At 42.6% G+C, this 26,638-nt stretch carries 28 protein-coding genes; 10 read left to right on the plus strand and 18 right to left on the minus strand.

Annotation, left to right across the window (positions count from 1 at the left end):
* Window positions 1–407: 407 nt before the first annotated feature.
* From LC586_RS28090 to LC586_RS28110, 5 genes are all read left to right on the plus strand, one after another.
* Window positions 408–1,043 carry a transaldolase family protein gene (locus LC586_RS28090; protein WP_229488503.1) on the plus strand — a complete coding sequence of 212 codons (636 nt, stop codon included), beginning with the start codon at window positions 408–410 and terminating at the stop codon, window positions 1,041–1,043.
* Window positions 1,044–1,491: 448 nt separating this feature from the next.
* A complete protein-coding gene (locus LC586_RS28095) occupies window positions 1,492–2,178 on the plus strand; it encodes a Uma2 family endonuclease (RefSeq protein WP_229488504.1) in 687 nt (228 codons plus the stop codon).
* 31 nt (window positions 2,179–2,209) lie between these two features.
* Window positions 2,210–2,626 (plus strand): XisH family protein, encoded by a 417-nt coding sequence (locus LC586_RS28100; protein WP_229488505.1) that lies wholly within the window; start codon window positions 2,210–2,212, stop codon window positions 2,624–2,626.
* Window positions 2,614–2,949 carry a XisI protein gene (locus LC586_RS28105; protein ID WP_229488506.1) on the plus strand — a complete coding sequence of 112 codons (336 nt, stop codon included), beginning with the start codon at window positions 2,614–2,616 and terminating at the stop codon, window positions 2,947–2,949. Before LC586_RS28100 ends, LC586_RS28105 begins: the two co-directional genes overlap by 13 nt.
* 125 nt (window positions 2,950–3,074) lie before the next feature.
* Entirely contained in the window at window positions 3,075–3,650 is a 576-nt protein-coding gene (locus LC586_RS28110) for a TMEM175 family protein (protein ID WP_229488507.1), read from the plus strand.
* Between the two features lie 829 nt (window positions 3,651–4,479).
* Here the strand turns inward: LC586_RS28110 and LC586_RS28115 are convergent.
* The 15 genes from LC586_RS28115 to LC586_RS28180 form a co-directional block, all read right to left on the minus strand.
* Window positions 4,480–5,118, minus strand: a complete 639-nt coding sequence (locus LC586_RS28115) for an antibiotic biosynthesis monooxygenase family protein (protein WP_229488508.1) — start codon at window positions 5,116–5,118, stop codon at window positions 4,480–4,482.
* 115 nt (window positions 5,119–5,233) lie between these two features.
* Window positions 5,234–5,974 (minus strand): SDR family oxidoreductase, encoded by a 741-nt coding sequence (locus tag LC586_RS28120; protein WP_229488509.1) that lies wholly within the window; start codon window positions 5,972–5,974, stop codon window positions 5,234–5,236.
* A 423-nt stretch (window positions 5,975–6,397) separates the two neighbouring features.
* On the minus strand, window positions 6,398–6,850 hold the full coding sequence (locus tag LC586_RS28125; protein WP_229488510.1) for a hypothetical protein: 453 nt from the start codon (window positions 6,848–6,850) through the stop codon (window positions 6,398–6,400).
* Window positions 6,851–7,179: 329 nt separating this feature from the next.
* Window positions 7,180–7,320 (minus strand): hypothetical protein, encoded by a 141-nt coding sequence (locus LC586_RS28130; RefSeq protein WP_229488511.1) that lies wholly within the window; start codon window positions 7,318–7,320, stop codon window positions 7,180–7,182.
* Window positions 7,321–7,329: 9 nt separating this feature from the next.
* Complete coding sequence (locus LC586_RS28135; RefSeq protein WP_229488512.1) at window positions 7,330–8,643, minus strand: efflux RND transporter periplasmic adaptor subunit; 1,314 nt, start codon at window positions 8,641–8,643, stop codon at window positions 7,330–7,332.
* Between the two features lie 496 nt (window positions 8,644–9,139).
* Complete coding sequence (locus LC586_RS28140) at window positions 9,140–9,808, minus strand: 2OG-Fe(II) oxygenase family protein (protein WP_229488513.1); 669 nt, start codon at window positions 9,806–9,808, stop codon at window positions 9,140–9,142.
* A gap of 470 nt (window positions 9,809–10,278) precedes the next feature.
* A complete protein-coding gene (locus tag LC586_RS28145; RefSeq protein ID WP_229488514.1) occupies window positions 10,279–10,584 on the minus strand; it encodes a hypothetical protein in 306 nt (101 codons plus the stop codon).
* A 252-nt stretch (window positions 10,585–10,836) separates the two neighbouring features.
* On the minus strand, window positions 10,837–12,921 hold the full coding sequence (locus tag LC586_RS28150) for a glycoside hydrolase family 10-like protein (protein ID WP_229488515.1): 2,085 nt from the start codon (window positions 12,919–12,921) through the stop codon (window positions 10,837–10,839).
* Window positions 12,922–12,934: 13 nt separating this feature from the next.
* Window positions 12,935–13,111 carry a hypothetical protein gene (locus LC586_RS28155; RefSeq protein ID WP_229488516.1) on the minus strand — a complete coding sequence of 59 codons (177 nt, stop codon included), beginning with the start codon at window positions 13,109–13,111 and terminating at the stop codon, window positions 12,935–12,937.
* An 87-nt stretch (window positions 13,112–13,198) separates the two neighbouring features.
* Window positions 13,199–13,771: an HdeD family acid-resistance protein gene (locus tag LC586_RS28160; RefSeq protein WP_229488517.1), complete on the minus strand. Its 573-nt coding sequence runs from the start codon at window positions 13,769–13,771 to the stop codon at window positions 13,199–13,201.
* 42 nt (window positions 13,772–13,813) lie between these two features.
* Window positions 13,814–13,942, minus strand: coding sequence for a hypothetical protein (locus tag LC586_RS40855; protein ID WP_267921736.1), 129 nt, complete (start codon window positions 13,940–13,942; stop codon window positions 13,814–13,816).
* Window positions 13,939–14,490: an alpha/beta hydrolase gene (locus LC586_RS28165; RefSeq protein ID WP_229488518.1), complete on the minus strand. Its 552-nt coding sequence runs from the start codon at window positions 14,488–14,490 to the stop codon at window positions 13,939–13,941. Before LC586_RS28165 ends, LC586_RS40855 begins: the two co-directional genes overlap by 4 nt.
* 184 nt (window positions 14,491–14,674) lie before the next feature.
* A complete protein-coding gene (locus tag LC586_RS28170; protein WP_109009738.1) occupies window positions 14,675–14,866 on the minus strand; it encodes a bromodomain-containing protein in 192 nt (63 codons plus the stop codon).
* 306 nt (window positions 14,867–15,172) lie between these two features.
* The gene (locus tag LC586_RS28175) at window positions 15,173–16,912 is read right to left on the minus strand and encodes a caspase, EACC1-associated type (protein WP_229488519.1); all 1,740 of its coding nucleotides are present in this window, start codon (window positions 16,910–16,912) and stop codon (window positions 15,173–15,175) included.
* Window positions 16,913–16,922: 10 nt separating this feature from the next.
* Entirely contained in the window at window positions 16,923–17,300 is a 378-nt protein-coding gene (locus LC586_RS28180; protein ID WP_229488520.1) for a hypothetical protein, read from the minus strand.
* A gap of 1,513 nt (window positions 17,301–18,813) precedes the next feature.
* Here LC586_RS28180 and LC586_RS28185 point away from each other — a divergent pair.
* From LC586_RS28185 to LC586_RS28205, 5 genes are all read left to right on the plus strand, one after another.
* Window positions 18,814–19,275, plus strand: a complete 462-nt coding sequence (locus tag LC586_RS28185; protein WP_229488521.1) for a pyridoxamine 5'-phosphate oxidase family protein — start codon at window positions 18,814–18,816, stop codon at window positions 19,273–19,275.
* Between the two features lie 110 nt (window positions 19,276–19,385).
* Window positions 19,386–19,796: an aldo/keto reductase gene (locus tag LC586_RS28190; protein ID WP_229488522.1), complete on the plus strand. Its 411-nt coding sequence runs from the start codon at window positions 19,386–19,388 to the stop codon at window positions 19,794–19,796.
* Window positions 19,797–19,994: 198 nt separating this feature from the next.
* Entirely contained in the window at window positions 19,995–21,224 is a 1,230-nt protein-coding gene (locus LC586_RS28195) for a thiamine pyrophosphate-dependent enzyme (RefSeq protein WP_229488523.1), read from the plus strand.
* 449 nt (window positions 21,225–21,673) lie between these two features.
* Window positions 21,674–21,877, plus strand: coding sequence for a ChaB family protein (locus tag LC586_RS28200; RefSeq protein WP_100903253.1), 204 nt, complete (start codon window positions 21,674–21,676; stop codon window positions 21,875–21,877).
* Window positions 21,878–22,024: 147 nt separating this feature from the next.
* Window positions 22,025–22,558 (plus strand): hypothetical protein, encoded by a 534-nt coding sequence (locus tag LC586_RS28205; RefSeq protein ID WP_229488524.1) that lies wholly within the window; start codon window positions 22,025–22,027, stop codon window positions 22,556–22,558.
* 408 nt (window positions 22,559–22,966) lie between these two features.
* Here the strand turns inward: LC586_RS28205 and LC586_RS28210 are convergent, their stop codons facing one another.
* From LC586_RS28210 to LC586_RS28220, 3 genes are all read right to left on the minus strand, one after another.
* On the minus strand, window positions 22,967–23,797 hold the full coding sequence (locus LC586_RS28210; RefSeq protein ID WP_229488540.1) for a Uma2 family endonuclease: 831 nt from the start codon (window positions 23,795–23,797) through the stop codon (window positions 22,967–22,969).
* Between the two features lie 201 nt (window positions 23,798–23,998).
* Window positions 23,999–24,874, minus strand: coding sequence for a GNAT family N-acetyltransferase (locus LC586_RS28215; RefSeq protein WP_229488525.1), 876 nt, complete (start codon window positions 24,872–24,874; stop codon window positions 23,999–24,001).
* A gap of 714 nt (window positions 24,875–25,588) precedes the next feature.
* Complete coding sequence (locus LC586_RS28220; protein ID WP_229488526.1) at window positions 25,589–26,596, minus strand: GNAT family N-acetyltransferase; 1,008 nt, start codon at window positions 26,594–26,596, stop codon at window positions 25,589–25,591.
* Window positions 26,597–26,638: the final 42 nt, after the last annotated feature.

Genomic DNA, 26,638 nt, shown 5'->3' on the forward strand with positions numbered 1-26,638 from the left:
AATCTCATTCGGTATTTGAGTTAGTTGAAGTGGCGGTTGCGGTCACGCGACTGCACACTTTGTCGTGAGCGATCGCACGACTTTCCACCGCAAGCTCTTGGAGGTTAATAACCCGCAACTTGGGTTACTACGAAGTTGTACTCACCATTAGGTGTAAACACTTTTTGGTGAGGTGTTTTATATCTCCACTTCTTACCATCAAATAAAAGCTCATTACGTCGAATATAATTAGGAATATCTTCGGGATATAGATTCGGAAAATATTCTGCTCTGAACTGCCTCCCGATGGCAGTCCTGAATCAATAGTATGCCAAGGGCTAGGAAATAGTGCAGAATATTTTGTTACATAAGAAAGTCTAAGTTGCACATCTGGTAAATTGATTTTAACAATCGATTCAGGAAAAATTATGGCACTATATCTAGACTCAGCGATCGCATCTGAAGCTGAAGTTGTTAAGCTTTGGGGATGGGTGAAAGGCATTACCACAAATCCCACGCTGTTGTCTCAAAGCGATACCCCACCAGAAACCACGCTCAAAAAATTGGTTGCCTTGACGAATGGCCCGTTATACTATCAACTTGTGGCATCTGATAAAGCTGGGATGTTAGCTGAAGGTAGAAAAGCTTTCGAGATTATTGGTTCACAAACAATTTTGAAGATTCCCGCAACACCGTTAGGTTTTGAAGTGGTGGCGAGTCTATCGTCAGAAATTACCTGTTCAGTGACAGCGATTTACAGTGCAGCACAGGCAGCAGTAGCAAGGGAAGCAGGAGCTCAAATTGCCATAGCTTATGTAAATCGAGCTACGCGGTTGTTAGGTGATGGTATTGCTTTGGTGCGAGATATGGCTAGCGTACTCAAAGGCAGTGATACGGAAATCTTGGCAGCTAGTATCAAATCTCCCGAAGAAGCAGCCGCTTCATTGCAAGCTGGGGCGGATCATTTGACTTTACCATTGGCAATGTTGCAAGCGATCGCTACTCACGAATTCTCACAGAAAACTGTTGAAGAATTCGCTAAAGGAGGCATCGGCTTAAGATAATTCGTAATTTGTAATGGGCTACGCCCCGCTACGCTAACGTAATTCGTAATTTAAATATGAGTTTGTCAGATATCCCTAATCTTTGGGTTCCCTTAGCACTTTTAGGTTTAATTATTGTCGCTGCTGTATTTTTCAGCCGTAGCAGTTGATATTTAAATTATTAAATTAGGACTTACGCAGAAGAGATCCCCCAACCCCCTTAAAAAGTTAGCTCTTCAGATCCCCCCTTTTTAAGGGGGGCTAGGGGGGATCGACGAGGTTTCAGGTTTTCACTGCGTAATACTATTTCTTTGTGAAGCTGCGCCAAATTTTCTTTCTTTCTTTCTTTCTTTCTTTCTTTGTGTCCTTTGCGCCCTTTGCGGTTCGTTCCTCATATAATTTGGCGCATCTTCATACAGAATTGGTATAAGTCCTATAAATATTACAGTAGAGATGGAGATTCAGTTCTATGTTTGCTGTTGTCACACCCGATACAATCCATTTGCCTCCAGGCGCAGTAGTACGCCTACCCGGAAGTTGGCAAGACTATCAAGCACTGAATGAACAACTAGGCGATCGCTCCTCTCCTCGCATTAAGTATCGAGATGGAGAAATTCTTTTGATGGCACCGCTACCAGAACATGGGCGAAAAGTAAGTGTAATTGCAGATGTAGTCAAAGTTTTGCTCGATCATCTGGGACGAGAATACGAGGCATTTACCCCCATCACAATGGAACTGCCACAGGAAAGTGGTATAGAACCAGACTACTGTTTTTATATTGAAAACTGGGAAGCAATCGCAGGTAAAAACCGCATTAATTGGGGCGTTGATCCATCCCCCGATTTAGTGGTGGAGATAGACATCACTAGCTACACCGATGTAAATGACTACCTGCCTTATGGAGTACCAGAAGTTTGGTTGTTTAGAAAGAATCAGCTTGTGATTTACAGATTGCAAGGCGATGTCTACGACAAGCCGCTAGCCTGCGGCAACGCTTTGCGAACGCGTCTACGCTATACTGTTGAAACCAGTAGCCGCTATTTCCCCAACATCAATGTTTCAGAGGTAGTAACAGAGTGTTTAAAAATTGCCTATGAGCGTAATACTAGCGCTGCTATTCGGGAATTACGGCGGAAATTGACCAGTGAGAATTAAATATTTTGCGATCGCTTCAATGTGAGGACAAATGGCTGCCAAAGACCTATTCCATGATGCTGTCAAACAAGCACTGTTAAAAGAGCAATGGGTGATTACAGCAGATCCGCTAAAAATAAAGATTGAGCGTGTAAAGTTTGAGATTGACTTAGCGGCAGAAAAAATCCTTGCAGCTGATAAGGCGGGGCGAAAAATAGCAGTTGAAATCAAAAGCTTTCTTAATAGCTCTGTCATCACTGACTTTCACTCAGCACTGGGGCAGTTTTTGAACTATCGCCTTGCATTACACATGAGTGAACCAGATAGAACATTATATTTAGCAATTCCCGTCGATACGTTTGAGTCGTTTTTTCAGGAGCGATTCACTCAGGAAGCTGTCAAGCTTTATCAAGTGAAGTTGGTAAGTTATGATCCACTTCAGGAGGTGATTGTCGAATGGAAAGAATAGAACAGTATCGCCAAAGCATCCGCCAAATATTAATGTCTCACGCTACTTTTGAGAGTGGCAATTCAGATATTGAGTCTCAGCTTGTGTTTGATACAGAACATGACCACTACCAGCTTTTAGAAATTGGCTGGGAGGGATTTAAGCGAGTTTACAACTGTATCATCCATTTGGATATTAAAGATGGAAAGATTTGGATTCAGCGCAATATGACTGATATAGATATTGCGCGAGAATTAGTAGAAATTGGCGTGCCGAAGGAGGATATTATTCTGGGTTTACATCCGCCGTATAAGCGTCCGTATACAGGGTATGGAGTAGCTTAAGGGAAAGCAACCACAGCATATCAAAGATCACCGCGCAGACAATTTTCTTCAACGGCGGCTACTTGGTACGATAAAGTGCAGAGTGTCACAACTTACTTTCAAGTAAATAAAAAAGGAATGCGTAAATGGGAAAAGGGAGGTTAGAAGCATTCAGTGATGGAGTGATTGCCATCATCATCACCATTATGGTGCTGGAAATCAAAGTGCCGCATGGGTTCGATTTAGTCGCGCTGCGTCCCTTGATTCCAGTATTTCTCAGCTATGTGCTGAGTTTTATTTTTCTCGGTATCTACTGGAACAATCACCATCATCTCCTACAGGCAGTGCGACACGTTAATGGGCGTATTCTTTGGGCGAATTTGCATTTGCTGTTTTGGTTGTCGCTAATCCCCTTCGTCACTGGCTGGATGGGCGAGAATAACTTTGCCGCTATGCCAGTTGCCCTTTATGGTACGGTATTGTTGCTGTCTGCGTTGGCTTACTTCATCCTTACCCGCGCCCTTATTTCTCATCATGGCAGCGATTCGACATTAGCGATCGCAGTGGGCCGAGATTTCAAGGGAAGAATATCGGTGGTGTTGTATGCAGTGGCAATTCCACTTGCCTTTGTGAACTCATGGTTTGCCTGTATACTATACGTTCTGGTTGCAGTTATGTGGCTCATCCCCGACCGTCGCATTGAAAATACTCTCACTCTCTGAACGTATTTGTCCAATATTCGATTGTTTCGTCTGACAACGCTAGAAACTCCGATAACAGCAATCAATGCAACTGCACAAATAATTTGAAAATTTAGCTCTCGATAAATTGGCCTCTGTCGTTCAAACTGGCTGTTATCTTCTGGTGAATTCATATTAGTTACCATGTATATAAAGCAATACAGTTGAGTTAAGGCTCAAACTCATGTAAATCTAAGCATTCTTTCCATGAATGGAAATACAGCAGTTTGTAACAAGCGTGAGGTAGAGAACTTAGGTCTCAAAACCAAATATAAAGCCTGTTTTACTCCTGAATCTCCGAACTCTTCTATTCAGTATCGCGTTTAAAAGCTCGGCGCGTGGAGTAAAAAGCTCGGCGCGTGGAGTAATATCATGTCCGCATAAATAGTTACGCTAACCACAGTCATTACACCCCACCCCCAACCCCTCCTGCTTGCGGGGAGGGGAGACAAAGCATAGCTTTGGCGGGGTGGGGTTCTTCGGGTTTAATAAGTAATCAAGCGGACATGATATAAAAAGCTCGGCGCGTGGAGTAAAAAGCTCGGCGCGTGGAGTAAAAAGCTCGGCGCGTGGAGTAAAAAGCTCGGCGCGTGGAGTAAAAAGCTCGGCGCGTGGAGTAAAAAGCTCGGCGCGTGGAGTAAAAAGCTCGGTGCGCGGAGTAAAAAGCTCGGTGCGCGGAGTAAAAAGCTCGGTGCGTGGAGTAAAAAGCTCGGTGCGCGGAGTAAAAAGCTCGAATGAATGGAAGTTGCAGTCTAATTCTTACTTACCTTGACAAGACTGACAATTCCTACGCTACTAACTTAGGTTCCAATCAATCAGCAGGTTCAGTGAACACAACCTCGTAGAGATGAAACTCGTTTTCAGCCAGACCTTGCCAATATTTACCCAAGGGCGCATACTTTGGATCTTTCAGTAGTTCCTCGAAATCTGCAAAGCTGCGCCATTGACCATAGTTCACATTGTGTACGCCATCCAGGGAACGGTGGAAATTACCAGATAGAAGTCCTGGATTTTGTAATCCAAGTGGTAGGTATTCCCTCTCCAATTCCACTAGGCGTTGCTGATTTTCTGGCTTTACCCGGAATTCTGCAAGGTGAATCAAACCACCTTTGGTAATTTTGAGTGTGGCATCATCTGGTAGGGAAACGACGACTTCGTAGACATGGGACTCGTGGATATGGAACTGGAAAACCTTTGCTCCTAGCTTTCGGATTTCGGAATTGTTCACAAATGCTTGGTAGTCTTCCTGAGTTTTCCACTGGGCATAGTTCATTACCCGCACGCCATCTATACTTTTGTGAATGTTGGATGAGACAAAACCAGGCTGGTGTTTTACTCCTGTTTCGAGAAATTCCACAATATTATCTATCAGTTCCTGCTGACGTTCAGGTTCGACTGCAAAGATAATTATGACCGTAATTACATCGTTGTTCTTGGCTATGATAGGCATTTTGATACCTCTTAAAGCGGACTGGAGACTGGGGACAAAAGGGACAAGGGAGACAAGAGGAATAACTAATGCTGAGTGTCCCATGCCCAATGCCCAGTCGTCAATCTCCTTAAATTCAAGCGATTCCACCGTTTACCCGAATATTTTGCCCAGTGATCCACCTAGCTTCGTCGCTAGCGAGAAATGCTACTACGTCGGCGATTTCTTGTACCTCTCCCAGTTTGCCAAACGCAGCCATTTGGGCCAATCGGTCTATCTGTTCTTGTGTTTTGCCTTCTCGAAACAGTTCTGTATCGGTGGGGCCAGGAGAAATAACATTAACTGCGATCGCTTTTGCACCTAATTCTTTAGCTAGTACCCGCGTGATTTGTTCAACAGCACCCTTGGTTCCTACATAGGCACTATAAGTTGGCAGCATCATCGCCGTAGTTGATGAGGAAAAGTTGATAATCCGTCCCCCTTCTGATATATGTTGCGCGGCTTGTTGACAAGCAAAAAAAGTGCCTTTGACGTTAATGGCAAAAATCGTGTCAAAATCTTCTTCACTCACCTGAGTAATTGGTTTATAGAAGGCGATTCCGGCGTTGTTGACCAAAATATCCACTTTACCAAAGCGCTCAAGTGTTTGCTCAAATAACCGTTGGATGTCAGGTATTTTGCTAATATCAGCTTGGATAGCGATCGCTTTTACTCCCAACTTTTCAATTTCTGCAACAACTTCCTGTGCTTTGCCTGCATTACCCGCATAGTTAACGACAATAGATGCGCCGTTACCAGCTAATTTTAGTGCGATCGCTCGTCCAATTCCCCGCGATGCACCAGTAATAATTGCAACTTTCCCCGCTATTGATGCCATAGATTAATCTGGTTTTATTTTGGTTCACCAAAGTGATTATCTGCTGTTAACGTACTGTAGCAAGGTTAAATTTAGCGATCGCGTTGTCAAATGCCAACTTCATTCTAGGCAAAATCCCGCCAGCGACTTCAAGTAACCGTCAGGCGGGAAAAATGAAAATACTTTGCAAGAGGTAAGAATACGTGCCCTCTTGACGGCAGATTAAGGTTTGATGCGGCTTGGCGAATATTGTTGAATATGTTGAGCTAAATTGAATGCCTGAGTGTTCTTTGATGTAAACGCAATCGCCCTACCGAACTTGACAGAATTTAAGTGCTGATGACGCAGGTATTGTCTTGACCATAGCCTACAAACATCTTTTATAAATTATCTGTCTTCGTTAACCAAAAGCTCATCTGGTTTATCAAATCTGCCTAGATTAAATCATCTGAAGAAGGGATTTTCTAGACCTTCCCCTTGAATCTGAAACTGCGGACATATTGTCCCAGATAAGCGTGTTCCATTAAATGTAAAAGTAGTGCCGTTGGAATTGATAGCATTACCATTTATCCTCCGATCTGGAACAAAGTCTCCTCTTACTTCACCGTTAAGTGCGATACTTACTTCTGAAAATGGTTTTGTGACTGCTTGCCAATTTCTCTGATCCTGACCTAGATTTGTACCGCTATAAATAGCCTCTTGCCCAAGAAAGCGTAGGTTACCGTTGAAGTCAAAATCAAAACAAGCAGTAAAATTATCTCCTAGACTCGACTGAACATTCACATCGTAGCTTTTGCCCTCCACTCCAGCTTGTACTGGCGCAGCAAACAACATTATCTGTCCAAGTAAACAAGTTAAAACTAAACCCCAATTAGATTGGATGATTTTCACTGACATAATTGTTTACCTCCGTTATGCAATCAAGTAATTGCTTACTTTTACTCATTGCTGACAGGTTAAGGTAATTAACCATTTGTCAATAAGTAATGGTGCTTAACATTCATTCCGAGGTCAGAAACGCAAATTTTCAGCCTGCGATGCCGTACCCCTACGGGGAAGCAAGCTATGCATAGCGTCTCGTAGACAAGCCTGGCTACGCCTACGCATATTTAAAAGCATCGTTCATCCTTGCCTTAAAATTTAGTATAAAGCTTAATTAGATACTCGATAGCATAGATAATTTACAGCGTAATCACTATTGACAAAACGAGTTATATCTTAAACTTTCATAGACGCATAGCGGCTACTCTACGAGTTCTCCAACGGAGTACCCGCAGGGTAGGAGCGATCGCTATATAGTTAAGGCTCTTGGTGGGCATTGGTAAAAGACAAGATTGAGGACTTCTCCCCCACTCCCCACTCCCCACTCCCTTTAATTAAGATTCTGGAGCGATCGCAACACCATCCCTAAGATTGAGCAACCCTGAGATAATAACTTTATCTTCTGGCTGTAAACCTTCAATAACTTGGTAATTATTACCTTTGATCTCGCCTAGCTTCACTTGCTTTTGCCGAGCTACTTGTTGAGATACACCTTGGGGAGATGTTTCTGTTTCAACTACATAAACAAAAGTGTCTCCACCTACACGAGTCATTGCTGTTGTGGGAATTAAAACTCCAGGGCGCTGATTCCAGAATACTCTAGCTCTTACCAATTGATCTGCACGTAACTGACCATTAGGGTTGTCAAAAAGTGCTTTGATCAATATTCCTTGTGTTTCATTATTGGCAGTAGGTGCAATGAAAAATACCCTACTTCTACCAAGCTTTTGACCTTGTGTGTTCATAACCTCCACTGGCATTCCCTTACGCAGTTGGGGCCCTTGCTGTAATGGCACAGAGATGTTGACTTCTAAAGGTCGATTTTGCGCGATATTAACTAATTGTGTAGAAGTATTAACTAAATCACCTACTTTCACAGCGATGTTGCCAACTGTGCCACTAAAGGGAGCGGTAATTTTGTCGGACTGGAGGTTCCCTTGTTGTTTTGGAATATTTACATTAGCTTGCTGCAAAGTTTGTTCAGCCTGCAATATGTTGGCTCGTTGTGCTTGAATTCTAGAATCAATTGCATCAAGATTAGCCTTAGCATTGGCGAGCCTATCAGCAAACTGATTGCGAGTCTGTCGAGACACGGCTCCTTCCTCAGCTAGGGTGACAAACTTTTCGTAATTCTGCTGGTACAATTGCACATTTGCAACGTAGGATGGTCGTTGTGCTTCCAGAGATTTGAGTGTAGCGCGGGCATTTTCCAGTTGCACTAAAAATCCTTGAGGCACAGCATTGCTTCCACTGATACCTGATTGTGATGTAGGATCTACTTGGAGAATTGCCGCTCCTGCTGCGACTCGATCTCCCAATTTGACAAATATCTGGGTAACTTGACCCTGAATCCTCGGCTGGAGCGTGACTGAGCGCTGGGATTTTAGGCTAGCAATAAAATCTGAACTTTCCTCAATAATGCCGCTTTGTACTGTCGATATTTTGACTCTTACCCCTTGAGGTTGAGCATTAGCAGTTGAAGGTGCTAAATTTTGCGGAGTGAGCAAACGCCAAACTAGAGTTGCTCCGCCCCCTAACAATAGTAGTCCAGCTAAAACCCAAAGCCACCGCCGTTTTCCAGAAGGTGGCTCAAATGAGTTTTGTGGAGCTTTTTCTCCAAAATCGGTTTGAGGCTCAGGGGATGTCATGGCTTATGAGGAACTTAAGGAACAAATTAGCTAGAATTCAATCAATATTTCATCTGTTGATATAGAAATTACTGATTTGGCATGAGGTTTTGTGGCAAATTATGTGTTACCCCATCCAAATATACAGTTTTGATGATTCCGTCTAAATCTACCGAAAGGTGAATCCCTAATTTTTCATCCAGTTATCACAGACAAACCGATACACTATATTTCAATACGCTTGGGTTAAGCATTTTTTCTCTTTTCTCTGTTTCCTCTGCGCCTCTGCGGTAGTCTGCGGCAAGCCGATGCAGCGTCTACGTTAAAAAATGGACAAAGAGTTTTAGCCTTAACTGAACTGTATTGTGCTATATTTACCCCAAATAGAGGGAGATGCAAAAAAAAATCCCTCAAACATCTAGAAGAGGGATTTTTGGTGAATTATTCCCCTTTTGAGAATTTATCAAATTGCTGGACTTGGTATCCCTATTTGAAATGCTTTTAACCGTGCTAGGGGTCACTGTGCCGAAACGGGTTGCATTTGGCTCTCTACCTCCCTCACCTTGCGGTTGTACTCCTCAATTAACTGAGCTTCTTTTTCACTATAGAAAAATGATACAAGCGCAAAGCGTCGTCCCTTTGTCACGTCTGTAACCTCATGGAGCAGCGAACTCGAAAATATTGCTGCACAGCCTGTTTCCGGCTGGTATAAATCTGTCCCGTACTCTGGAAACCTTAGATATCCCCCTTCATATTCCCCTGCATTCAGGTTAATAGTCATAGAAAGGCGACGGTAGGCAGTATTTTCTGTACAATTGTCACGATGTAGACCCAGGTATCCACCACTACTTGCCTCATAGCCAAAAATACTAAAACCCTCAAATCGAGTAACTTGAAAATGAAACGCTTTCTGGATTTCAGGGCGAACCCGATTCCGAATGGAATGTTTAAGGCGCTCCAGTGTCTCTCCTTCTTTAAGCTTATGGTTTCGTCGAACAGCTTGTTTGTAGTCAATACGTTCATTCCATTTTCCGTTCTCCTCAATCAGGTGAGTAGTATCTTCATTTCCTTCAGTTTCCCAAATGTTAATGAGGTGTTTACAAAAATCAACATCTAAAACGTTTGGGATGAAAAGAACTGGTGCTTGCATTGTGATTTTACGGGGGCAGTCTATAGATTGAGTCATCACTTTACTAATTCTTATTCCAAGAAAAATGTGAGCATTCAGAACTTAGTGGTCAGCTATTTAAGAGATGAGATGGGTATGCTTTGTCTCCACGCTGAGGGGCTGTTAGGCTTAACCTTTTTCGTAAGAGATGTTAAGGGCTAAATGTTGATAAGTGGGCGAACGCAAGGTTCGCCCAGAACGAGTATAAAAGGTCTCCTTACTACAAAAAAGTTAGTTTTAACTTCATGTAGATTGAGGCTCCTCTTTTCTAAAGTTTCCTTCCCCTAGCATAAAAGGATGTTTGAAAAATTCTCTTGTGGATAGTAAAATGTTCTGGACACCTTAAGTGCCCCGATAAATTAGGGGACTTTGATTCCGGTTGCCCCTTTTTAAGGAGGGCTAGGGGGGATCAATAAGTGCCTAAAATCTACAACTAACCATTTTTCAAACAACCTCTAAGGAGAGCCGTAGAACCATTCTCATCAGTGTTATAGTACAAAACCTACATCAAGTTTTGCTATCCCTAACGAAGCTATCCCTAACGAAGCTGTCGATAACGAAGCTATCCCTAACGAAGCTGTCGATAACGAAGCTATCCCTAACGAAGCTGTCGATAACGAAGCTATCCCTAACGAAGCTGTCGATAACGAAGCTGTCGATAACGAAGCTATCCCTAACGAAGCTGTTGATAACGAAGCTGTCGCTAAACCACCTGTGATTTCATTGCATTCTTTGTCATCTAAATCGGTCACCGAGATTTCGGAATCCAGTTTGTAGATATTAATTTCAGCCATTTGGAAATATTCTCCTAAGTGAATTTGTTGTGGTTGTAATTAGGTTTTGTCTGCAAACTGCAAAATTTATAATTTTGAGCTGCTAATTATTCATCTGATTTACATCTCCCTTTTTCGCAAAGAATCAGGTTGGTTTAATAATTTCTTCGCAAAGCTGACCTTGTAGACCGATTAGTCATGTAGCAGGACTGACTTTTCCCGTTAATCAAGCCCACAAGAGCAAGCGATCGCACTCATAGATAGCACTTTGGTTTAACTAACTGTAATAATTGTTCCCACACTCTCATTCGCCAATCTATCCACCGCACACACGGCATAAGTTCCCGCTTGTTGGACGGTAGCGAAGGTTGTGCCAGCAGACAAAATTCGTTGAATTGTCCAAGTATCGCCAGTTTGCCGATAAAGTGTCCAGGAACGAACTGGTTGATTATCACCAGGCTGCCAACTCAGTTTGCGGTTATTGACTTGTAGTCCAATGGGTGGAGAGGGCGGTGTTGTATCCTCCCAAGACAAAGTTGGAGGTAACGCAGGTTTGTTATAAAGCAGACTTTGGAATTTATCAGCAATGCCCTGACTATTTTCTGTCAAAACACCGACATTAAAGAAGATATTCCCTAGTGACAACTGTCCAGCTTGGCTACGACTAATTTTCACCTGCTTTTCAATCTCATCACTCTCCCGACTCTTGTTGCTTGGTTCTGTCAGATTGTTACCAGCGTAAACGTGTCTTTGCTTTGTGTTTACCTCTGTCCACCACTTTAGCAACGCCGAATAACTTTGTTGTGGTTGGTCTGTGCGCCAATAAAGTTGAGGCGCGATATAATCAATCCAGCCTTCTGCTAGCCATTTCTTCGCGTCGGCATACAGCACGTTATAAGCATCCAACCCAGTAATACCAGTGGGTTGTCCGGGGCGATAAATCCCAAAGGGACTAATACCAAATTTAACGTCAGGTTTGGTTGCTTTAATTCCTAACCAGAGGCGCTGTACCATTCTGTTAACATTATCTCGTCGCCAGTCGCCAAGGCTGAGTGTACCACCAGCTGATTTATATGCAGCGTAGGTTTTGTCATCGGGGAAAGGTTGCCCCTCGATGGGATATGGATAAAAATAATCATCTAAGTGAATGCCATCAACATCGTAGCGCTTCACTACATCAAGAATTACGTTATAAGCTCTGTCCTGAACTATTTTCAGTCCTGGGTCCATCCAGCGTTGAGTTTTCCACAAATAAACGCTTTCTGGATTGGTAGCTGCTATGTGGGGACGGACTGTTTTAGCTGGGTCGGTAGAAGTGCTGGCGCGGTAGGGGTTGAACCAAGCATGAAGTTCAATATTGCGCTTATGACATTCTGCGATCGCAAACGCTAAAGGATCATAAAATGGTTCTGGTGCTTGACCCTGAGTTCCTGTAATCCAAGCACTCCAAGGCTCTAATTGAGATTCATATAAAGCGTCTCCCTCTGGTCGCACTTGGAAGATAAGGGCATTGAAGTTTAGCGCTTGTAATTTACTAATAATCTCGCTGAGTTCAGCTTTTTGTTGGGCAACAGAAAGTCCTGCCCTGGAAGGCCAATTACTATTCCACACACATGCTACCCACGCTCCCCGGAATTCCCGACTATGATTTACCCTAACGCTACCGACAGGTGTCGGTGTCGGCGTTGGTATTGGTATTGGTGTTGGTATTGGTATTGGTGTTGGTATTGGCGTGGGCGTAAGTATTGGCGGCTGCACTAGATAAATAGAGGCAATTTTTTCTGCCTGACCTAAATACACCAAAGCTTGATAAATAATCACTGCCACATCTGCACGGGTGGCTGCGAGATTGGGATTGAGTAATTTGATATTTGGGGAACTAACCACCAATCCAGCACTAGTGGCAATAGCTACCTGATTTCTACCATACCCAGGAATTTGAACAGAATCTTGATAAATTTGTGGAAGTTGTGAGAGGAGGTCAGGTTTTACCTGGGTGGCAATTTCTAAGCCTCCTACCAAAGAAACTAAAACTTCCACCCTAGTAATTCGGTTAGCTGAACGGAAAGTTTTATCAGGAAACCCGCTAAGAAATGCTTTTTCGTAAGCTGCTTGAATGGCTGCTGCTGCCCAATAATTAGTAGTTACATCAACAAAGGGGACATACTGCCGCTTCTTAGAAACTGTGGGAAATGCCTTGGCGATGATGGCGGCAAATTCAGCGCGGGTAACAGAATTATCGGGGCGATAAGTGCCGTTAGGCAATCCATTGACAATACTACGTTGGGCTAAGGCTGTAATAAATAAGCGTGCCCAATGGTTTTGAATATCCGAGAAGGGAGTAGGAATAGATACCATTGTTGAAAAGCAGCTAGCTGGCCTTGATTTTGATTTCCTTAGCTAATTTAGCAATATCAGAGCGATCGCTGCTGCAATGTCTTAGTAAACTGTCACTACTCAAGATTGGGCATGGGGCATGGGGCATTGGGCATGGGGCATGGGGCATTGGGCATGGGGCATGGGGCATTGGGCATGGGGCATTGGTCAATAATTAATAGTTATTCTTCCCTTGCTCCCCCTGCTCCCCCTGCTCCCCCTGCTCCCCCTGCTCCCCCTGCTCCCCATTCCTTATCTACTAAGTAGGATTTGCAGCTTCATTACTAGGATTCAAGGTAGAACGCGCATTCAATGACAGCATTACGCGTGAAATGCCAGTGAAAATAACGCTGACACCAACTAGTGTGCCAAGAAGCCAGGGCGCATTGAAGGGCCACTGGAACCAAATCATTGCGCCTAATATCAGCGTAATAATCCCATCACCTAGTATCCACGTCCAGTTATCTTGGGGACGTAACTTAAATGCCAGAATTAACTCGAATGTACCTTCAGCCAGTAAAAAGCTGCCAAGCAACAGAGTTAGTGTGAGAATACCTGTAAAAGGATAAACAAACAGCATTATACCCGTTGCAATATAGAGTCCGCTCAATAGAAGTTTCCAAATAAAACCTCCTTGGTGGCGGGTTTGAGTGGCATAAACTAGTTTTGTAAATCCGGCAAAAATCAAAATCACCGCAATCCAACTTTCGGCGAATAAGGTGGTGAAATTAGGCGCTGCGATCGCAATAACCCCTAAAATACTCAAAAGAATACCACTTATCAGCGATCCATTAACATCCTTCTTAATATTTTTAGAAACATCGGTTGTCATACAAATCTTCTCCCTATTCTTAGACTCAACTCTACATTTAGGTTAGGGAATTTCTAGGTAACAAGGTATGAACCCTAAGATAGACTCATCAGTATTAACTTCATTGCGATCGCTACTAAAATCCACCACTATTGAGACACTAAACCAATCATCTGATGACGTAACCCTCATAAAAGTTCTGCAAGATTGCTTAGGCGTTCATAAACAGCAATGAGACGGTCGCCTTCAAGTTCAACAGAAGTATTTGGATAATTCTGAATGGCTCCAAGCAGTGTAACTTCACCTTTTTGTTGAATAGATGTACTTAAAGCACTTCGCAGTGCCTCCTGATTTAGTTGTCCTCCGGGAGGGTGAACTACCTCACCAATTTGGTTAACTAAAATTGGCCCTGCCCAGCTAGACAGTAAACTATTTAAAAAGGCAGCATCGGCTTTTATTGGGGCTTTTAGTGCCTTACGAGCTACTGCGGGGTCTTGTTGAGCCGCCTGTAAATAAGCCCTTAACGTCGGGGTAGTTTTGCCAGTTTCTGTAAACTGAGTTAATTCTTGAACAGATATTTGCCCCTGAAAAGTACCATACTTTAAAACAACTTGCTCGGCAGCCTCAGCATTAGTAGTTGAAAGTAGAACAATAGCACCTACGCCGAAAGCTACTGTTTGAGTGAGTAACTTAGTGAATTTCCTATTGTTTAATCGGTTGAAAAGTTGATAAATCTGCATTCTGTATTAACTTTATAATGGTGCGGAGCGTAGATATGCACAAAATGCCCAAATGTTATATTCTTTCACGAAATTCCTGCTACAGATAGATGTTAGGGACGTACAGCTATAGGCCCCTACAGGCAATTTATTCGTTGCAAAGATTTTTGGAAATGGCGTTATTAAGCCTTTTCGTTAGGCGAAGCTAATGAGGTAGTATTGGCTTATCTTCGTCTAAGGTTGGTGCTGGTATACCCAAATGCTTTCTTGCAGATTCTTCAGCTAGCTTTCGGTCTTGCTCGTTATCGAACTGACTCTCATCTAACAAATGAGGATTTTTTGCCGCTTCATCTCGGCTTGGTCGATAGCCATTTTTCCACTTGTACTTCAAGTCCATAATTTGAAAAGCAGATATACTGCGATTTGATTACCTAGTTGTTTATATTAGGCGCTTAATGGAAAATGACACTCCTGCTATAGGTTGAAGAGGCTCATTCAGAAGGTACAAATTTAACAGAATCTTTGAGTAAGAATACTCTATTGGTCAGGACTTGATAGATTAGCACACTGAGACAAGTCATGAGTGGTTCGCAAGTATAATAACTTTGGTGATTATTGGCGATCGCTATTGCAATATCTTATAAACTTTGACTATTGCCCTTGAATTAACAGCAAGACAGGTATTTGAAGAGGGAAAATTATTTTAATCTTTAGGGTTCAATAATCTGTTATATTTTTTTATGACAATTTCAGCTTGCGGATTATCTGATTTTTGTTTTAAATAAAGTTTTACGGCTGTTTTATAATCGTCAATTGCCCTCTGTTTATCTCCTAATTGTGAATAAAGATCACCTCTACCCTCATAAGATTCTGCATTCCAAGGTTCATTTTTAGCACGAGCAATTGCAATATTATAATCCTCTAATGCTGCTTTGTAGTTTTTTAGTTCATAGTAAGCCTGACCACGGTAGTAGTAACTATCCCACTCGTATTGGTCAGCATAACAAATAGCTTTGTTTAAGTATTCAATCGCCTGATTATATGATTTTTTCTTAAAATATGTTTTTCCAGCCTGATAATATTCTTCAGATTTTTCTTTATGTTCAACACATTCTGGCTTCTCTACAAGAATCTCTGGAATCTTTAAACTAGGCCTTAAATTAGGCTTATTTATTATGTAACTAATTCCAATTGTTATATTTAAAAGTATGATACCTAACACTACAAACTTAAACTGGCATCCTAATGGTAGTTGTGACTTTTTTGGAGTAATTAAAGAATCAATATAACGCTGGTCATGTAAAGTTTTTTTATTGTCCTTATCAGATTGTTTTTGCTGAACAATCGATTCTTCAATTGAAGATGATATTGTTTGCTCTGGCAAAATAAATTTAGCTTTAATTAATTTTACATCTTCATTCTTCAGTCCTAAAGCTTTCTCAAAATCTTGTAATTCCTTAAGAGTAGCATCACTCAGAATATGCTCTTGTTGAATTGCTTTAGTAAGCACCTGCTCATATAGTTGTAATTTTGCCTCGTATTCTCGATACGGTTTGAGAACTTCAGTCTCAATGACAACAGCTTCTTCAGATAACAATCCCAAACTATCGCGTTTTAGGTTTAATAGATTGCGAACAATAAATGAAATATTACCATTTCTAATGAGACGCTCAGTTTCTTGTCGATACTTCAATTTTGGGTCATCAACTCGGACTTTAGCTAGGAGTATTTTAAAGCCTTCCTCAACTACATAGATTTTAGGCTTCATTTTTCCAGGAGCAATTTCTTGGACTTTTTCGCTGGCATATTCATGCAACTCATCAACAGAAACTGCTCCATCTTGATCTTTGTCTGCGATTCCGGTTCTGATACCCTCAACTAAAAAATGGGTATAAATCGATAGATCAAAACCTTCATGTTCAAAGGAATACTGGGTTGAAGTACTAGAAGTGAGGACAGCTCGTCCTTCTCCTCCTAATTGTTGCTTCACAGGCACAGAATCATCAGCTTTAGCTTTCATTCCTTCGGCAAAAGCGCCGCTAAAGCAACAATCCAAAATCACCACCTGACGCTTAGAGCGGCTATTGCTCATGATGTTTTGTATATAACTTGCTGCTACTGCTGTTGGTTGAACAAGGGCTTCTTGCTCTTTGCGGGTATTATGAGCAGCTAAATAAAGATTGCCACTATCGTCTTTAACCCCATGACCTGAGAAAAATAGTAGCAGGAGATCATCTTTTTTACGATTTGCAAACAAAGTAAAGATTGCTTCTTCCATCGCCTGTCGCTCAGGATTAATTAGTGGTGTTACCTGATCAAAACCACCGATTTCTGGATTTTCTAAAACTCCCCGCATTGCCTCCACATCTTTGGGAGCCGCAGGTAAGGGGGAAAGGCCATTCCCATATTCGCCAACCCCAATCAGCAATGCTACTTTAGCCATTTGAAATACTCTATCCTGCTACAAATTTCTGTGCTGCCTCAATTGCTGCTTCTAACTCTTGCCGACTGCTGGCTTTGACTTTCAGCTTCTTGCCATTGGCCTCAATTTCTAGTTCAATGGTTTTGTTACCAAGGCGATCGCCTAAAAATCCCATCAATGCTTTAATATTCTTGGCATTCACCTGCGCTGTTAGCCAACCCACAGCCAGCCCTGTGAGTGACTTGCTCCCTGCTGGTGCTTCTGCTTCACGGAAAAGACTAGCGTCTTCCACTTCATCCAGTTCTAGCAACTGTTGCAATAGTCTCTGCGTTTGGGCTTGCAGTTCATCGTCATCTAAATCAGGCTCTTGGAGAGCGATGGTAATCTGGACGTTGGATGTACTTGCCATTGTCAATTTCTAATTGTGATTAATGCTTAAATTATTACAAGGATCTTATACAATCCAACTAGTAATAATTCCAACCTAGATTGTCATAAATACAAATTTTGCCAAGATTCATAGCACGCTATGAATAGGAAGCGTACTGTAAAGTAAAAAAAGATACTGTTGCTGACCACAGCAAGCTAGGATTGATTTTGATTTACTTAGTTAATTTAGCAATACGAGAGCGATCGCTATTGCTGTGTCATATCATGTCCGCATAAATAGTTATGCTAACCATAGCCATTACACCCCACCCCCAGCCCCTCCCCGCTTGCGGGGAGGGGAGACAAAGCGACGATTGTCGGGGTGGGGTTCTTCGGGTTTAATAAGCAATCAAGCGGACATGATATCATATAAAATTTCACAGTTGCAGAATATCTAAGCGTCGGCTTTGTACCCTTCCCTACGGGACACCACACTAAGGCGAACGGGATCTTGCTATGTGCAGCCGTGAGTTTTAATCGTCAGGTATATTTACTGATTACTTTATCAAAAAGCCTAATTGCTTTATCAAAATGCCTGTTTACTTACTCAAAATGCCATTTGACTTACTCAAAATGCCATTTGACTTACTCAAAATGCCATTTGACTTACTCATTTCAGTGTTTTCCGCAAGCAAAATGACATTTGACTTTCTCAAACCCCAGTTTGCTTACTCATTTTGGTGTTTTCCGCAAGCAAAATGATATTTGACTTTCTCAAACCCCAGTTTACTTACTCATTTTGGTGTTTTCCGCAAGCAAAATGATATTTAACTTTCTCAAACCCCAGTTTACTTACTCATTTTGGTGTTTTCCGCAAGTAAAATGACATTTGACTTTCTCAAAATGCTTGAATGCTTTCTCAGTACATAACGAGAATAAATCAAAGGACAAGAGTCAACATTTGTGGACTAAATTGATCATTGAGTCCACAAAGCGTGGACTTCAGCTATAAGACTCGGAATTCATTCCGAGGCGGGATAGAAACGCAGTGCGAGATTTATTAATAAAGATATGGCTGCGACAAAACTTGTGTGTACACCATAGTTAGTAAGGGGAGGGGAGACAAAGCGACGATTGTCGGGGTGGGGTTCTCCGGGTTTAGTAAGTAATCAAGCGGACATGATATTACTATGCCTAAAGGTTATATATGCATCAATACGCTTGGGTTAAGGCTAAAACTCTTTATCAAAGTCAAATTTTTAACGTAGACGCTGCATCGGCTTGCCGCAGGCTACCGCAGAGGCGCAGAGGAAACAGAGAGAAGAGAAAAAATGCTTAACCCAAGCGTATTGATATATGCATAGAACAGTCACTCTCAACCAATATGTCTATAGATATAACTAAAAAAGCTAATTTTAGGATAACTCCATCTGTAGGGTCACGCAATTTAAACAAAAAAGGTTAATACTGAAAAATAACTTTACCAGCATGAAACCTGATTGTAATCAAAAATTACAGTCAAGGAAAAGCAAATAGAGAAAAGAGTACAAACAATGGCAACTTCTACAGACCGCGATCAACAGATTCAAAAGCTGCATGAACTAATCAAAAATATTGATTATGGTATGTTTACCACAGTCGATGATGATGGCAGTTTGCATAGTTACCCCATGTCAAAAAGTGGTGAGATTAACTCTGAAGCCACGCTCTGGTTCTTTACATACGCTGGTTCCCATAAGGTGACTGAGATTGAACACCATGAGCAGGTAAATATTAGTTTCTCGTCACCCGAACAGCAGCGATACGTTTCGATCTCAGGTACAGCACAACTCGTGAAAGACCGCAACAAGATGCGAGAGCTATGGAAGCCGGAACTTCAAACCTGGTTTCCTAAAGGATTGGACGAACCCGATATTGCTTTGCTTAAGGTGAATATTAACCAGGTTAATTATTGGGATAGCACATCGAGTTTCAAGCCACAAACAATTAATTTATTGACATCATCACGGCTTTAACTAATTCGTAATTCGTAATTCGTAATTCGTAGTTAAGGATTCAATTACGAATTATTTACAAATATGTAATAAACGAAATTGGCAAAAGTATTTTTAATTACAAAAAATCAATGGCAGAAAACAATGAGGAAGCCGCCCAAAAGCATCTACCTTTAGAGGTAAAGCGGCGACATTTTTTAAAAGGAATAGGCTTTATCGGTGCAGGTGCAGGGGCAATCTTTGCCGATCGCATCCTCAATGCCAATCCCGAAGTGGAAGCGGCAGAGGTTCCAGCATTATCTGCAACTCCAACGAACAGCACAAACAGTGGTGAAATCCCTCTCCGTCCACTGGGAAAAACAGGGGTGAAAGTGTCAGCAATCGCACTTGGAGGTGCAACTTTAGGGCAAGCAAAGAACAAGGAAGAGGCGATTCGCATCACCCACGAAGCTATTGACAATGGCATCACTTTCATGGATAACGCTTGGGAGTATAACAAGCATCGTAGTGAAGAGTGGATGGGAGAGGCGTTGCAAGGGTGACGACACAAGGCTTTTTTGATGACGAAGGTTTGCACCCACGGACGCGATCGCAAAGTGGCAAGTGCAAACGTGAGATTGGGGAGATGAGGGAGATGAGGGAGATGAGGGAGATGAGGGAGATGAGGGAGATGAGGGAGATGAGGGAGATGAGGGATCCCTATAGATTTTCAATCCCAAAATGCCCAGAAAAAGGGTTCGATGCGGAACGTCCCCCATCACACTTCTCATGTCTTTGCCCGTGGTGCGCGTCTACCAGTTGAGGATGATTTGCAACGTGCAGCAGAGATTCTTAATGCTGGTAAGAAAGTGGCAATTTTAGCGGGTCGGGGAGCGTTAAAAGCGACTGATGAACTAGAACAACTTGCCGAAAAATTGGGCGCACCAATTGTTAAAGCATTACTAGGTAAAACATCCGTTCCAGATGACAGCCACTATACCACTGGCACAATTGGTTTAATTGGCACAAAGCCATCTCAAGATGTGATTGAGAATTGTGACACTCTGCTGATGGTTGGGACTTCTTTTCCATACATGGAGTATCTACCGAAACCCGGTCAAGCAAGGGGTGTGCAAATTGACATTGACCCATTTCGGATTGGTTTGCGCTACCCTGTTGAAGTTGGGCTGGTGGGGGATAGTCGCCGCACTTTGCAAGAACTGCTGCCACTATTACAACCTAATGCCGATCGCAGTTTTCTTGAACAAGCGCAGTCCAGCACGCAGGAGTGGTGGCAATTAATGGAACAGCGCGGTACTAGGAACAATCAGCCGATGAAGCCGCAGGTGGTGGCTTGGGAGTTGGGTAAACGGCTATCTGATACAGCGATCCTCTCTGTTGATTCGGGTACAGTTACAGGTTGGTGGGCGCAGCAAATTCCAGCTAAACGCGGACAAATGCACTCGGTATCGGGAACACTAGCATCAATGGCCTGTGCATTACCTTATGCGATCGCAGCTCAAATAGCCTACCCCGATCGCCAGTGTGTTGCCTTCGTCGGTGATGGCGGTTTCTCGATGCTGATGGCAGAGTTTGTTACCTGCGTGAAATATCGCTTACCCATCAAGATAGTGATTATCAAAAATGGCACATTGGGGCAGATTAAGTGGGAACAAATGGTTTTTCTAGGCAACCCAGAGTATGGCTGTGAATTAGAATCAATCAACTTTGCAGCCTTTGCCCAAGCTTGTGGTGGTGTGGGGATGACAATTGAAGATCCAGCTGAATGCGGTGAAATTTTGGATCGGGCACTTGCTACACCAGGGCCAGTAATTGTAGAAGCGATCGTTGACCCCTTGGAACCACCTTTACCTCCGAAAATCACCTTAGAACAAGCGACCAAGTTTGCCGAATCACTTGCCAAAGGCGAACCTAACCGTGAGAAGATTGCCCTAACAATCCTCTCAGAGAAGGTGCGACAGTTGATTTAAGTAGAAATTTGAAATTTAATTCAAAGGTGTATTATGTCTGATATATCAGATAATTAAATAATTCGTAATTCGTAATTCGTAATGGGCTTCGCCCCGCAACGCTTTCGTAAATTTTGTTTTGTAATGGGAATTTAACCCCAACACAAAACTTGCTTTTTTATTGAACCGGGGGACTTAAACCCACGGAACTAGTTAATCGGTGACTTTGGCTTGTCTGGGCAAGCCAAAGCCAAAAACTTGAAAATTATTGTCAAAGCATGAGATTTAATATCATATCATGTCCGCATAATTAGTTATGATTCCCACAGTCATTGCACCCCACCCCGCCAAAGCTACGCTTTGTCTCCCCTCCCCGCAAGCGGGGAGGGGATTAAGGGGTGGGGTTCTTCGGGTTTAATAAGTAATCAAGCGGACATGATATCACTCCATCAAATAAGGAAACTAGATTTATGCCTTACCAAGAGATTACAGACTTACCTGATTCAGTCAAAGAGCACTTACCCAAGCACGCTCAAGAAATTTTTCGGGCTGCATTTAACAATGCTCAAGAAGAATATGGGGAAGAAGAGCGTGCCTTTCGTGTTGCTTGGAGCGCTGTGAAACGCGATTACGAAAAAGGCAACGATGGGCAATGGCACAAAAAGCCAGAATAGCTCATACCATTTTAGATTTTAGATTGGCAAAGAGTTAGTGGTAATCGCTTTTAGACCTTCATCTGTCGCAATCATTTTTCAAATTGGTATCAGATTGTATTGAGCAGTTTTATTGCTGCACAAAAAAACTTTATTAAGTGAGGTCTTATGAATTACCTTGTTGCAGTTTTACCAGATCGAATACAAGTAGAAGCCGCCTACTCTGCTCTGGAAAAAGCAGGCTTGCCAACTTCACAAGTCAATATTTTGGGCGATGGTTATCTAAGTGCTGATGAATTTGGACTAATTGATCCCGAGAAACAAGCCCGCAAACAATCAACTCGGCTCTTTTGGGGGCTTGTACTCTTTGGATTTGTTGCAGGTTATGCCTTCAATTATCTTACAAAAATTGAAATATTTCCCCAGTTTGCTCGATTTGGTAATGAATTTCTTGCTGGCATCTTAGGAGCTATAGGCGGTGCCTTGGGCGCTGGTTTAATCGGTCGAGGAGTCGGCTTAACAGTTGGCAGTGGCGATGCTTTACCTTATCGTAACCGTCTGAATGCTGGCAAATACTTAATTGCAGTTACCGGAAATGAGGATTTAATACGCGAAGCTACACGCGTACTGCGTCAATTTGAACCAGAAAATATTCAAGGCTATACAGACTATTCACAAAAGAGCAAACTTGTGGGGAATTAAATAATTCGTAATATCATGTCCGCTTGATTACTTATCAAACCCGAAGAACCCCACCCCGCCAAAGCTATGCTTTGTCTCCCCTCCCCGCTTGCGGGGAGGGGTTGGGGGTGGGGTGTAATGACTGTGGTTAGCGTAACTATTTATGCGGACATGATATCATGTCCGACTTAGTACTTATGTCATTGCGAGCGAAGCGCGGCAATCCCAAAGTCAAGGGAATTGCTTCATTTCACTTCGTTGCATTCGCAATGACATATCGTAAGCGATTATGCGGACATGATATGATATAATTCGTAATTCGTAATTAAGTTTTGTAATGGGGATTTAACCCCAACACAAAACTTGCTTTTTTATTGAACCGGGGGACTTAAACCCACGGAACTAGTTAAGTCAAAATTTCTAAAAAAGCTAATCTACATCGGGTTCAACGCCTAGCGATCGCAATTGTGCAATCAAGCGTTCAGCCCTTTGTCTTTCTTGTTCAGCCCTTTGTCTTTCTTGTTCAGCCCGTTGACTTTCTTGTTCAGCCCGTTGTCTTTCTTGTTCAGCCCGTTGACTTTCTTGTTCAGCCCGTTGACTTTCTTGTTCTGTAGAAGTCAATACCCAGCAGCCTGTCCAATCATACCAGCGTAACCAGGGCTGTTCTACATCTTGATAGCGTCCGTGCCATACACCCAAGCCTAATTCTAGTTCTGGTATCCATAAGCGTGACTCTGACAGTGTTATCTCAGCATAACGACCTCCATCTAATTTAAATACCCTTAACTCATATTTATAGCGATCAAATACTACATAATAAGGAACACGCAGAATCTGCTCATATACTTCCCATTTTCCTGGTGGTTGCTTGATATCCCGCAATGTCTGCCCCAAGTCTTCCTTTTCAGTACCGGGAGATAGCAATTCAACCACAATAAAAGGCTGAACTCCCTCTTGCCAAAGGACATAACTTAAGCGTAAATCTCGTTGTTCATAGAGACGGGAAACACCTAAAACGGCAAACCAATCTGGTCGCTTATGCCACAGTGGATGGCGCGGGTCATAATAAAGATTTAGATCGCTAGCAACAAATATCTCGTCGCTTGGATAATTCGGTGGACGAAAGGTTTCGTCTAACAGACGAGGTTGCAATAAATGAAACTGATCGGGCAAACCAGGCTCCTCAGGGTCTTCACTGGGAAGATCATACATGGTTGGCAATACATCTTTTGGCGATCGCGGCGGGTCGGTTTGATACATCATAAAGCAATTTTGATGATGAAACTCTCAGTTCTATTATGATTCAATTGTTTTTGAGTAATATCATGTCCGCTTGATTACTTATTAAACCCTAAGAACCCCACCCCGCCAAAGCTGCGCTTTGTCTCCCCTCCCCGCCTGCGGGGAGGGGTTGGGGGTGGGGTTCTTTTATTATGGGTAATTTGGCGGACATGATATAACTCAACACCTTGCAGAACGAGGCAGCATAAATTTCTCGCCCTCGGCTGCAAATTTACCGCGAACCATCAGCACAGTTTCATCAAATGCATGGACGAATGCTTGCACATCTTTGACATCGAGAAGTTCTGGACTAAAGTAAATCACTACTTCTTCAATGAGTTGAGGTATTTTAGCAAGAATATTCTTCAAAGGGCATATCTGCGTTGTAACTAGATCAAAAAGATGAAGTCGGGTATCTTCTATCTCCATGCAAGCGATTAAATCTAAATCTTCTGCATAGTATAAGGGACGACTTCCTTCATTGACACAGAACACAGGTTTTTCCTTGACTACGCCAACTATATTAGAGACAGGGGCGCGTGTTTCCAAAAGTCTGTGTAACAATGTGTAATCTTTGATATCTGTAAAATCTAGGATTCTGAAGCTATCAGTGCTACCTGTAGAGTTACACTTAACCTTGAAGATGTGTTCTTCGATAACACGAAAGCCAAAAGGTAAGTAAAACTCTGGTTGTGGTGTCGTCAGTACCAAGGTTTCATAAATGCGCTCGCAATATTCCAGCACTTCTCCCATTACTTCGCGGTAATACCCTCTCCTGCGAAATTCTGCACGGGTAGCTACTCCATGAATTCCTCCGACAGTGAGCTTTTGTCCCATAATTTGCATGGGAATTTCTAACACTCCCACATGGGTAATAGCTATATCATCATGAAAGCGCATAAACGGAGTTGAAGCTGTTTCCCAGGATGCACCTAGTTTTCTTGCACATTCTGCTAAACTGCTGAGTCCGGGAAATGTGACTTCCATCAAGTCAAAAAGCTTATCGCTTAAGCCGGGATAATCAGAGAATGAGTGTTTGAAGCGATACTGGCTCATAGTTTAAGTATTACGATCAATTCAGTAAAGAATACAAAATAAATTCCAGCAAATCCAGAAAAAGGGAAACATAAATGGATAGCAAGAGCATTACTCAATTTTGGATTTTGGATTTTATATCATGTCCGCATAATTAGTTTAGGACTTACGCATTGACAAGAAATATTAAATATGGATCAACGTTAAAAACTATATCTTTCGTAAGGGCTAAGCATTGCTGTGCCCCTACAGCATGGTCTATTTCCGATCGCAGAATAATAGACCTCTTGCAAAAGTCTCTAACACCCCACCCCCAACCCCTCCCCGATGCCTTGGGGAGGGGAGGGGTTGCGTTAGCAAATGCGGGGTGGGGTTCTTTATTTTTGATTTATGCAAGAGGTCTAATTAAGAAAAGCCTGAAAACTTCCTCAAGATAGGTAATGCACATCACGATGCATTTGTACAGTGCGTAACTCCTATAGTTATGCTAACCACAGTCATTAGACCCCACCCCCAACCCCTCCCCGCTTGCGGGGAGGGGAGACAAAGCGACGATTGGCGAGGTGGGGTTCTTCGGGTTTAATAAGCAATCAAGCGGACTTGATTTTAGATTGAGCCGTGCAGATGAATGCTCTTTACTTATATCAAGAATTTTGGATTAAATAATTCAATTCCATTATCCAAAATTTAAAATTCGGTAAGATGTTGCGCCTCCAACGTTTAACCCAATATTTCTCAAGCCTGAGTTTCTTCAAATAAGACTAAGCCATACTTCTGGCCAGTAGGCAAAAAGCCAATTCCTCGATAAACGGCTTGGGCTGCTTGGTTATTATCACCTGTAAAGAGGATCGCACGTTTTACTAAGAGCGATCGCGCATCTAACAACGAGCCTGCTACTACACTTTTGGCGTAGCCTTTACCCCGCAGCGCTGGCGGTGTCCACACTCCACCAATTTGCACAATATCAGGTAAGCTGGCATTGAAAGCAGAGTAGGAAACTGGGGTATCTCCTGCTACTAAAACCCAATGCATATCCGTAGCTTGACGGGTTTCAATGATGCGATCGCAATCAGGTCTTAAACTGGGAGTATCTGTTCGTCCTAAAGTTTCCACATTATAAGCAACGCACCATTCGCCCAGTAACTCCAACTCCTCTGGATGTGGCAAACGACACTGCACCTTTGCCGATACTAAGGCTTCAGGTATTTGCAAGTCTCGTAATGCTAGAGAAAACAATATCTCAGCCTCATCAAGCTGAGTGAGTCGGTTGCTAAGTCCCAAAATGCTTTTTGTCGCTTCGACTTGTGCTGCTGGGCCACTAATTCCAGATATAGCACGTCCAGATTGTGCCACAACTGCTTGCACCACCTCTGGCAAATGTACAGGGGCTTGGACTACGATCATCCCATTCCAAAAATGGGCTGCAACAGCCACTATAGTTTCATCTGTGTAGGCCGCTATGTAAGTTCCTTGAAATCTTGCACCTTGGTCAAGTAGTCCCGCAGCTCGCCAATTAGAGCGCAAAAACATCGAAGTATCGCTGTGTTGCAAGAGAAATTTTTCCAGTGATACTTCATCTCCAGGTTGTAGGGTTCTCAAAGTAAGCACAAAAAACTCCTGAGTTTCCAATTTAGTATACCGAAGAAGGGGTTCTGGGAATAATAGCAATACCACCTGTAAAGCTGGTTCTACCTTGAATAACCGCAGCGATGTCTGGCGACAAACAGCTTTGCGTCTACACAAAAAGTACCCTTGAGTGTATTATTCGAGGAGGGGAATATGATG

Origin of the sequence: Nostoc favosum CHAB5714 (assembly GCF_020829495.1) — a bacterium.
Classification (GTDB): Bacteria; Cyanobacteriota; Cyanobacteriia; order Cyanobacteriales; family Nostocaceae; genus Nostoc; species Nostoc favosum.

What these genes read in the sequence shown, in the direction of transcription:
- LC586_RS28090 (WP_229488503.1), top strand. Translation starts at nt 408, where the DNA reads ATGGCACTATATCTAGACTCAGCGATCGCATCTGAAGCTGAAGTTGTT.
- LC586_RS28095 (WP_229488504.1), top strand. Translation starts at nt 1,492, where the DNA reads ATGTTTGCTGTTGTCACACCCGATACAATCCATTTGCCTCCAGGCGCA.
- LC586_RS28100 (WP_229488505.1), top strand. Translation starts at nt 2,210, where the DNA reads ATGGCTGCCAAAGACCTATTCCATGATGCTGTCAAACAAGCACTGTTA.
- LC586_RS28105 (WP_229488506.1), top strand. Translation starts at nt 2,614, where the DNA reads ATGGAAAGAATAGAACAGTATCGCCAAAGCATCCGCCAAATATTAATG.
- LC586_RS28110 (WP_229488507.1), top strand. Translation starts at nt 3,075, where the DNA reads ATGGGAAAAGGGAGGTTAGAAGCATTCAGTGATGGAGTGATTGCCATC.
- LC586_RS28115 (WP_229488508.1), bottom strand. Translation starts at nt 5,118, where the DNA reads ATGCCTATCATAGCCAAGAACAACGATGTAATTACGGTCATAATTATC.
- LC586_RS28120 (WP_229488509.1), bottom strand. Translation starts at nt 5,974, where the DNA reads ATGGCATCAATAGCGGGGAAAGTTGCAATTATTACTGGTGCATCGCGG.
- LC586_RS28125 (WP_229488510.1), bottom strand. Translation starts at nt 6,850, where the DNA reads ATGTCAGTGAAAATCATCCAATCTAATTGGGGTTTAGTTTTAACTTGT.
- LC586_RS28135 (WP_229488512.1), bottom strand. Translation starts at nt 8,643, where the DNA reads ATGACATCCCCTGAGCCTCAAACCGATTTTGGAGAAAAAGCTCCACAA.
- LC586_RS28140 (WP_229488513.1), bottom strand. Translation starts at nt 9,808, where the DNA reads ATGACTCAATCTATAGACTGCCCCCGTAAAATCACAATGCAAGCACCA.
- LC586_RS28145 (WP_229488514.1), bottom strand. Translation starts at nt 10,584, where the DNA reads ATGGCTGAAATTAATATCTACAAACTGGATTCCGAAATCTCGGTGACC.
- LC586_RS28150 (WP_229488515.1), bottom strand. Translation starts at nt 12,921, where the DNA reads ATGGTATCTATTCCTACTCCCTTCTCGGATATTCAAAACCATTGGGCA.
- LC586_RS28160 (WP_229488517.1), bottom strand. Translation starts at nt 13,771, where the DNA reads ATGACAACCGATGTTTCTAAAAATATTAAGAAGGATGTTAATGGATCG.
- LC586_RS40855 (WP_267921736.1), bottom strand. Translation starts at nt 13,942, where the DNA reads ATGAGGGTTACGTCATCAGATGATTGGTTTAGTGTCTCAATAGTGGTG.
- LC586_RS28165 (WP_229488518.1), bottom strand. Translation starts at nt 14,490, where the DNA reads ATGCAGATTTATCAACTTTTCAACCGATTAAACAATAGGAAATTCACT.
- LC586_RS28170 (WP_109009738.1), bottom strand. Translation starts at nt 14,866, where the DNA reads ATGGACTTGAAGTACAAGTGGAAAAATGGCTATCGACCAAGCCGAGAT.
- LC586_RS28175 (WP_229488519.1), bottom strand. Translation starts at nt 16,912, where the DNA reads ATGGCTAAAGTAGCATTGCTGATTGGGGTTGGCGAATATGGGAATGGC.
- LC586_RS28180 (WP_229488520.1), bottom strand. Translation starts at nt 17,300, where the DNA reads ATGGCAAGTACATCCAACGTCCAGATTACCATCGCTCTCCAAGAGCCT.
- LC586_RS28185 (WP_229488521.1), top strand. Translation starts at nt 18,814, where the DNA reads ATGGCAACTTCTACAGACCGCGATCAACAGATTCAAAAGCTGCATGAA.
- LC586_RS28190 (WP_229488522.1), top strand. Translation starts at nt 19,386, where the DNA reads ATGGCAGAAAACAATGAGGAAGCCGCCCAAAAGCATCTACCTTTAGAG.
- LC586_RS28195 (WP_229488523.1), top strand. Translation starts at nt 19,995, where the DNA reads ATGCGGAACGTCCCCCATCACACTTCTCATGTCTTTGCCCGTGGTGCG.
- LC586_RS28200 (WP_100903253.1), top strand. Translation starts at nt 21,674, where the DNA reads ATGCCTTACCAAGAGATTACAGACTTACCTGATTCAGTCAAAGAGCAC.
- LC586_RS28205 (WP_229488524.1), top strand. Translation starts at nt 22,025, where the DNA reads ATGAATTACCTTGTTGCAGTTTTACCAGATCGAATACAAGTAGAAGCC.
- LC586_RS28210 (WP_229488540.1), bottom strand. Translation starts at nt 23,797, where the DNA reads ATGTATCAAACCGACCCGCCGCGATCGCCAAAAGATGTATTGCCAACC.
- LC586_RS28215 (WP_229488525.1), bottom strand. Translation starts at nt 24,874, where the DNA reads ATGAGCCAGTATCGCTTCAAACACTCATTCTCTGATTATCCCGGCTTA.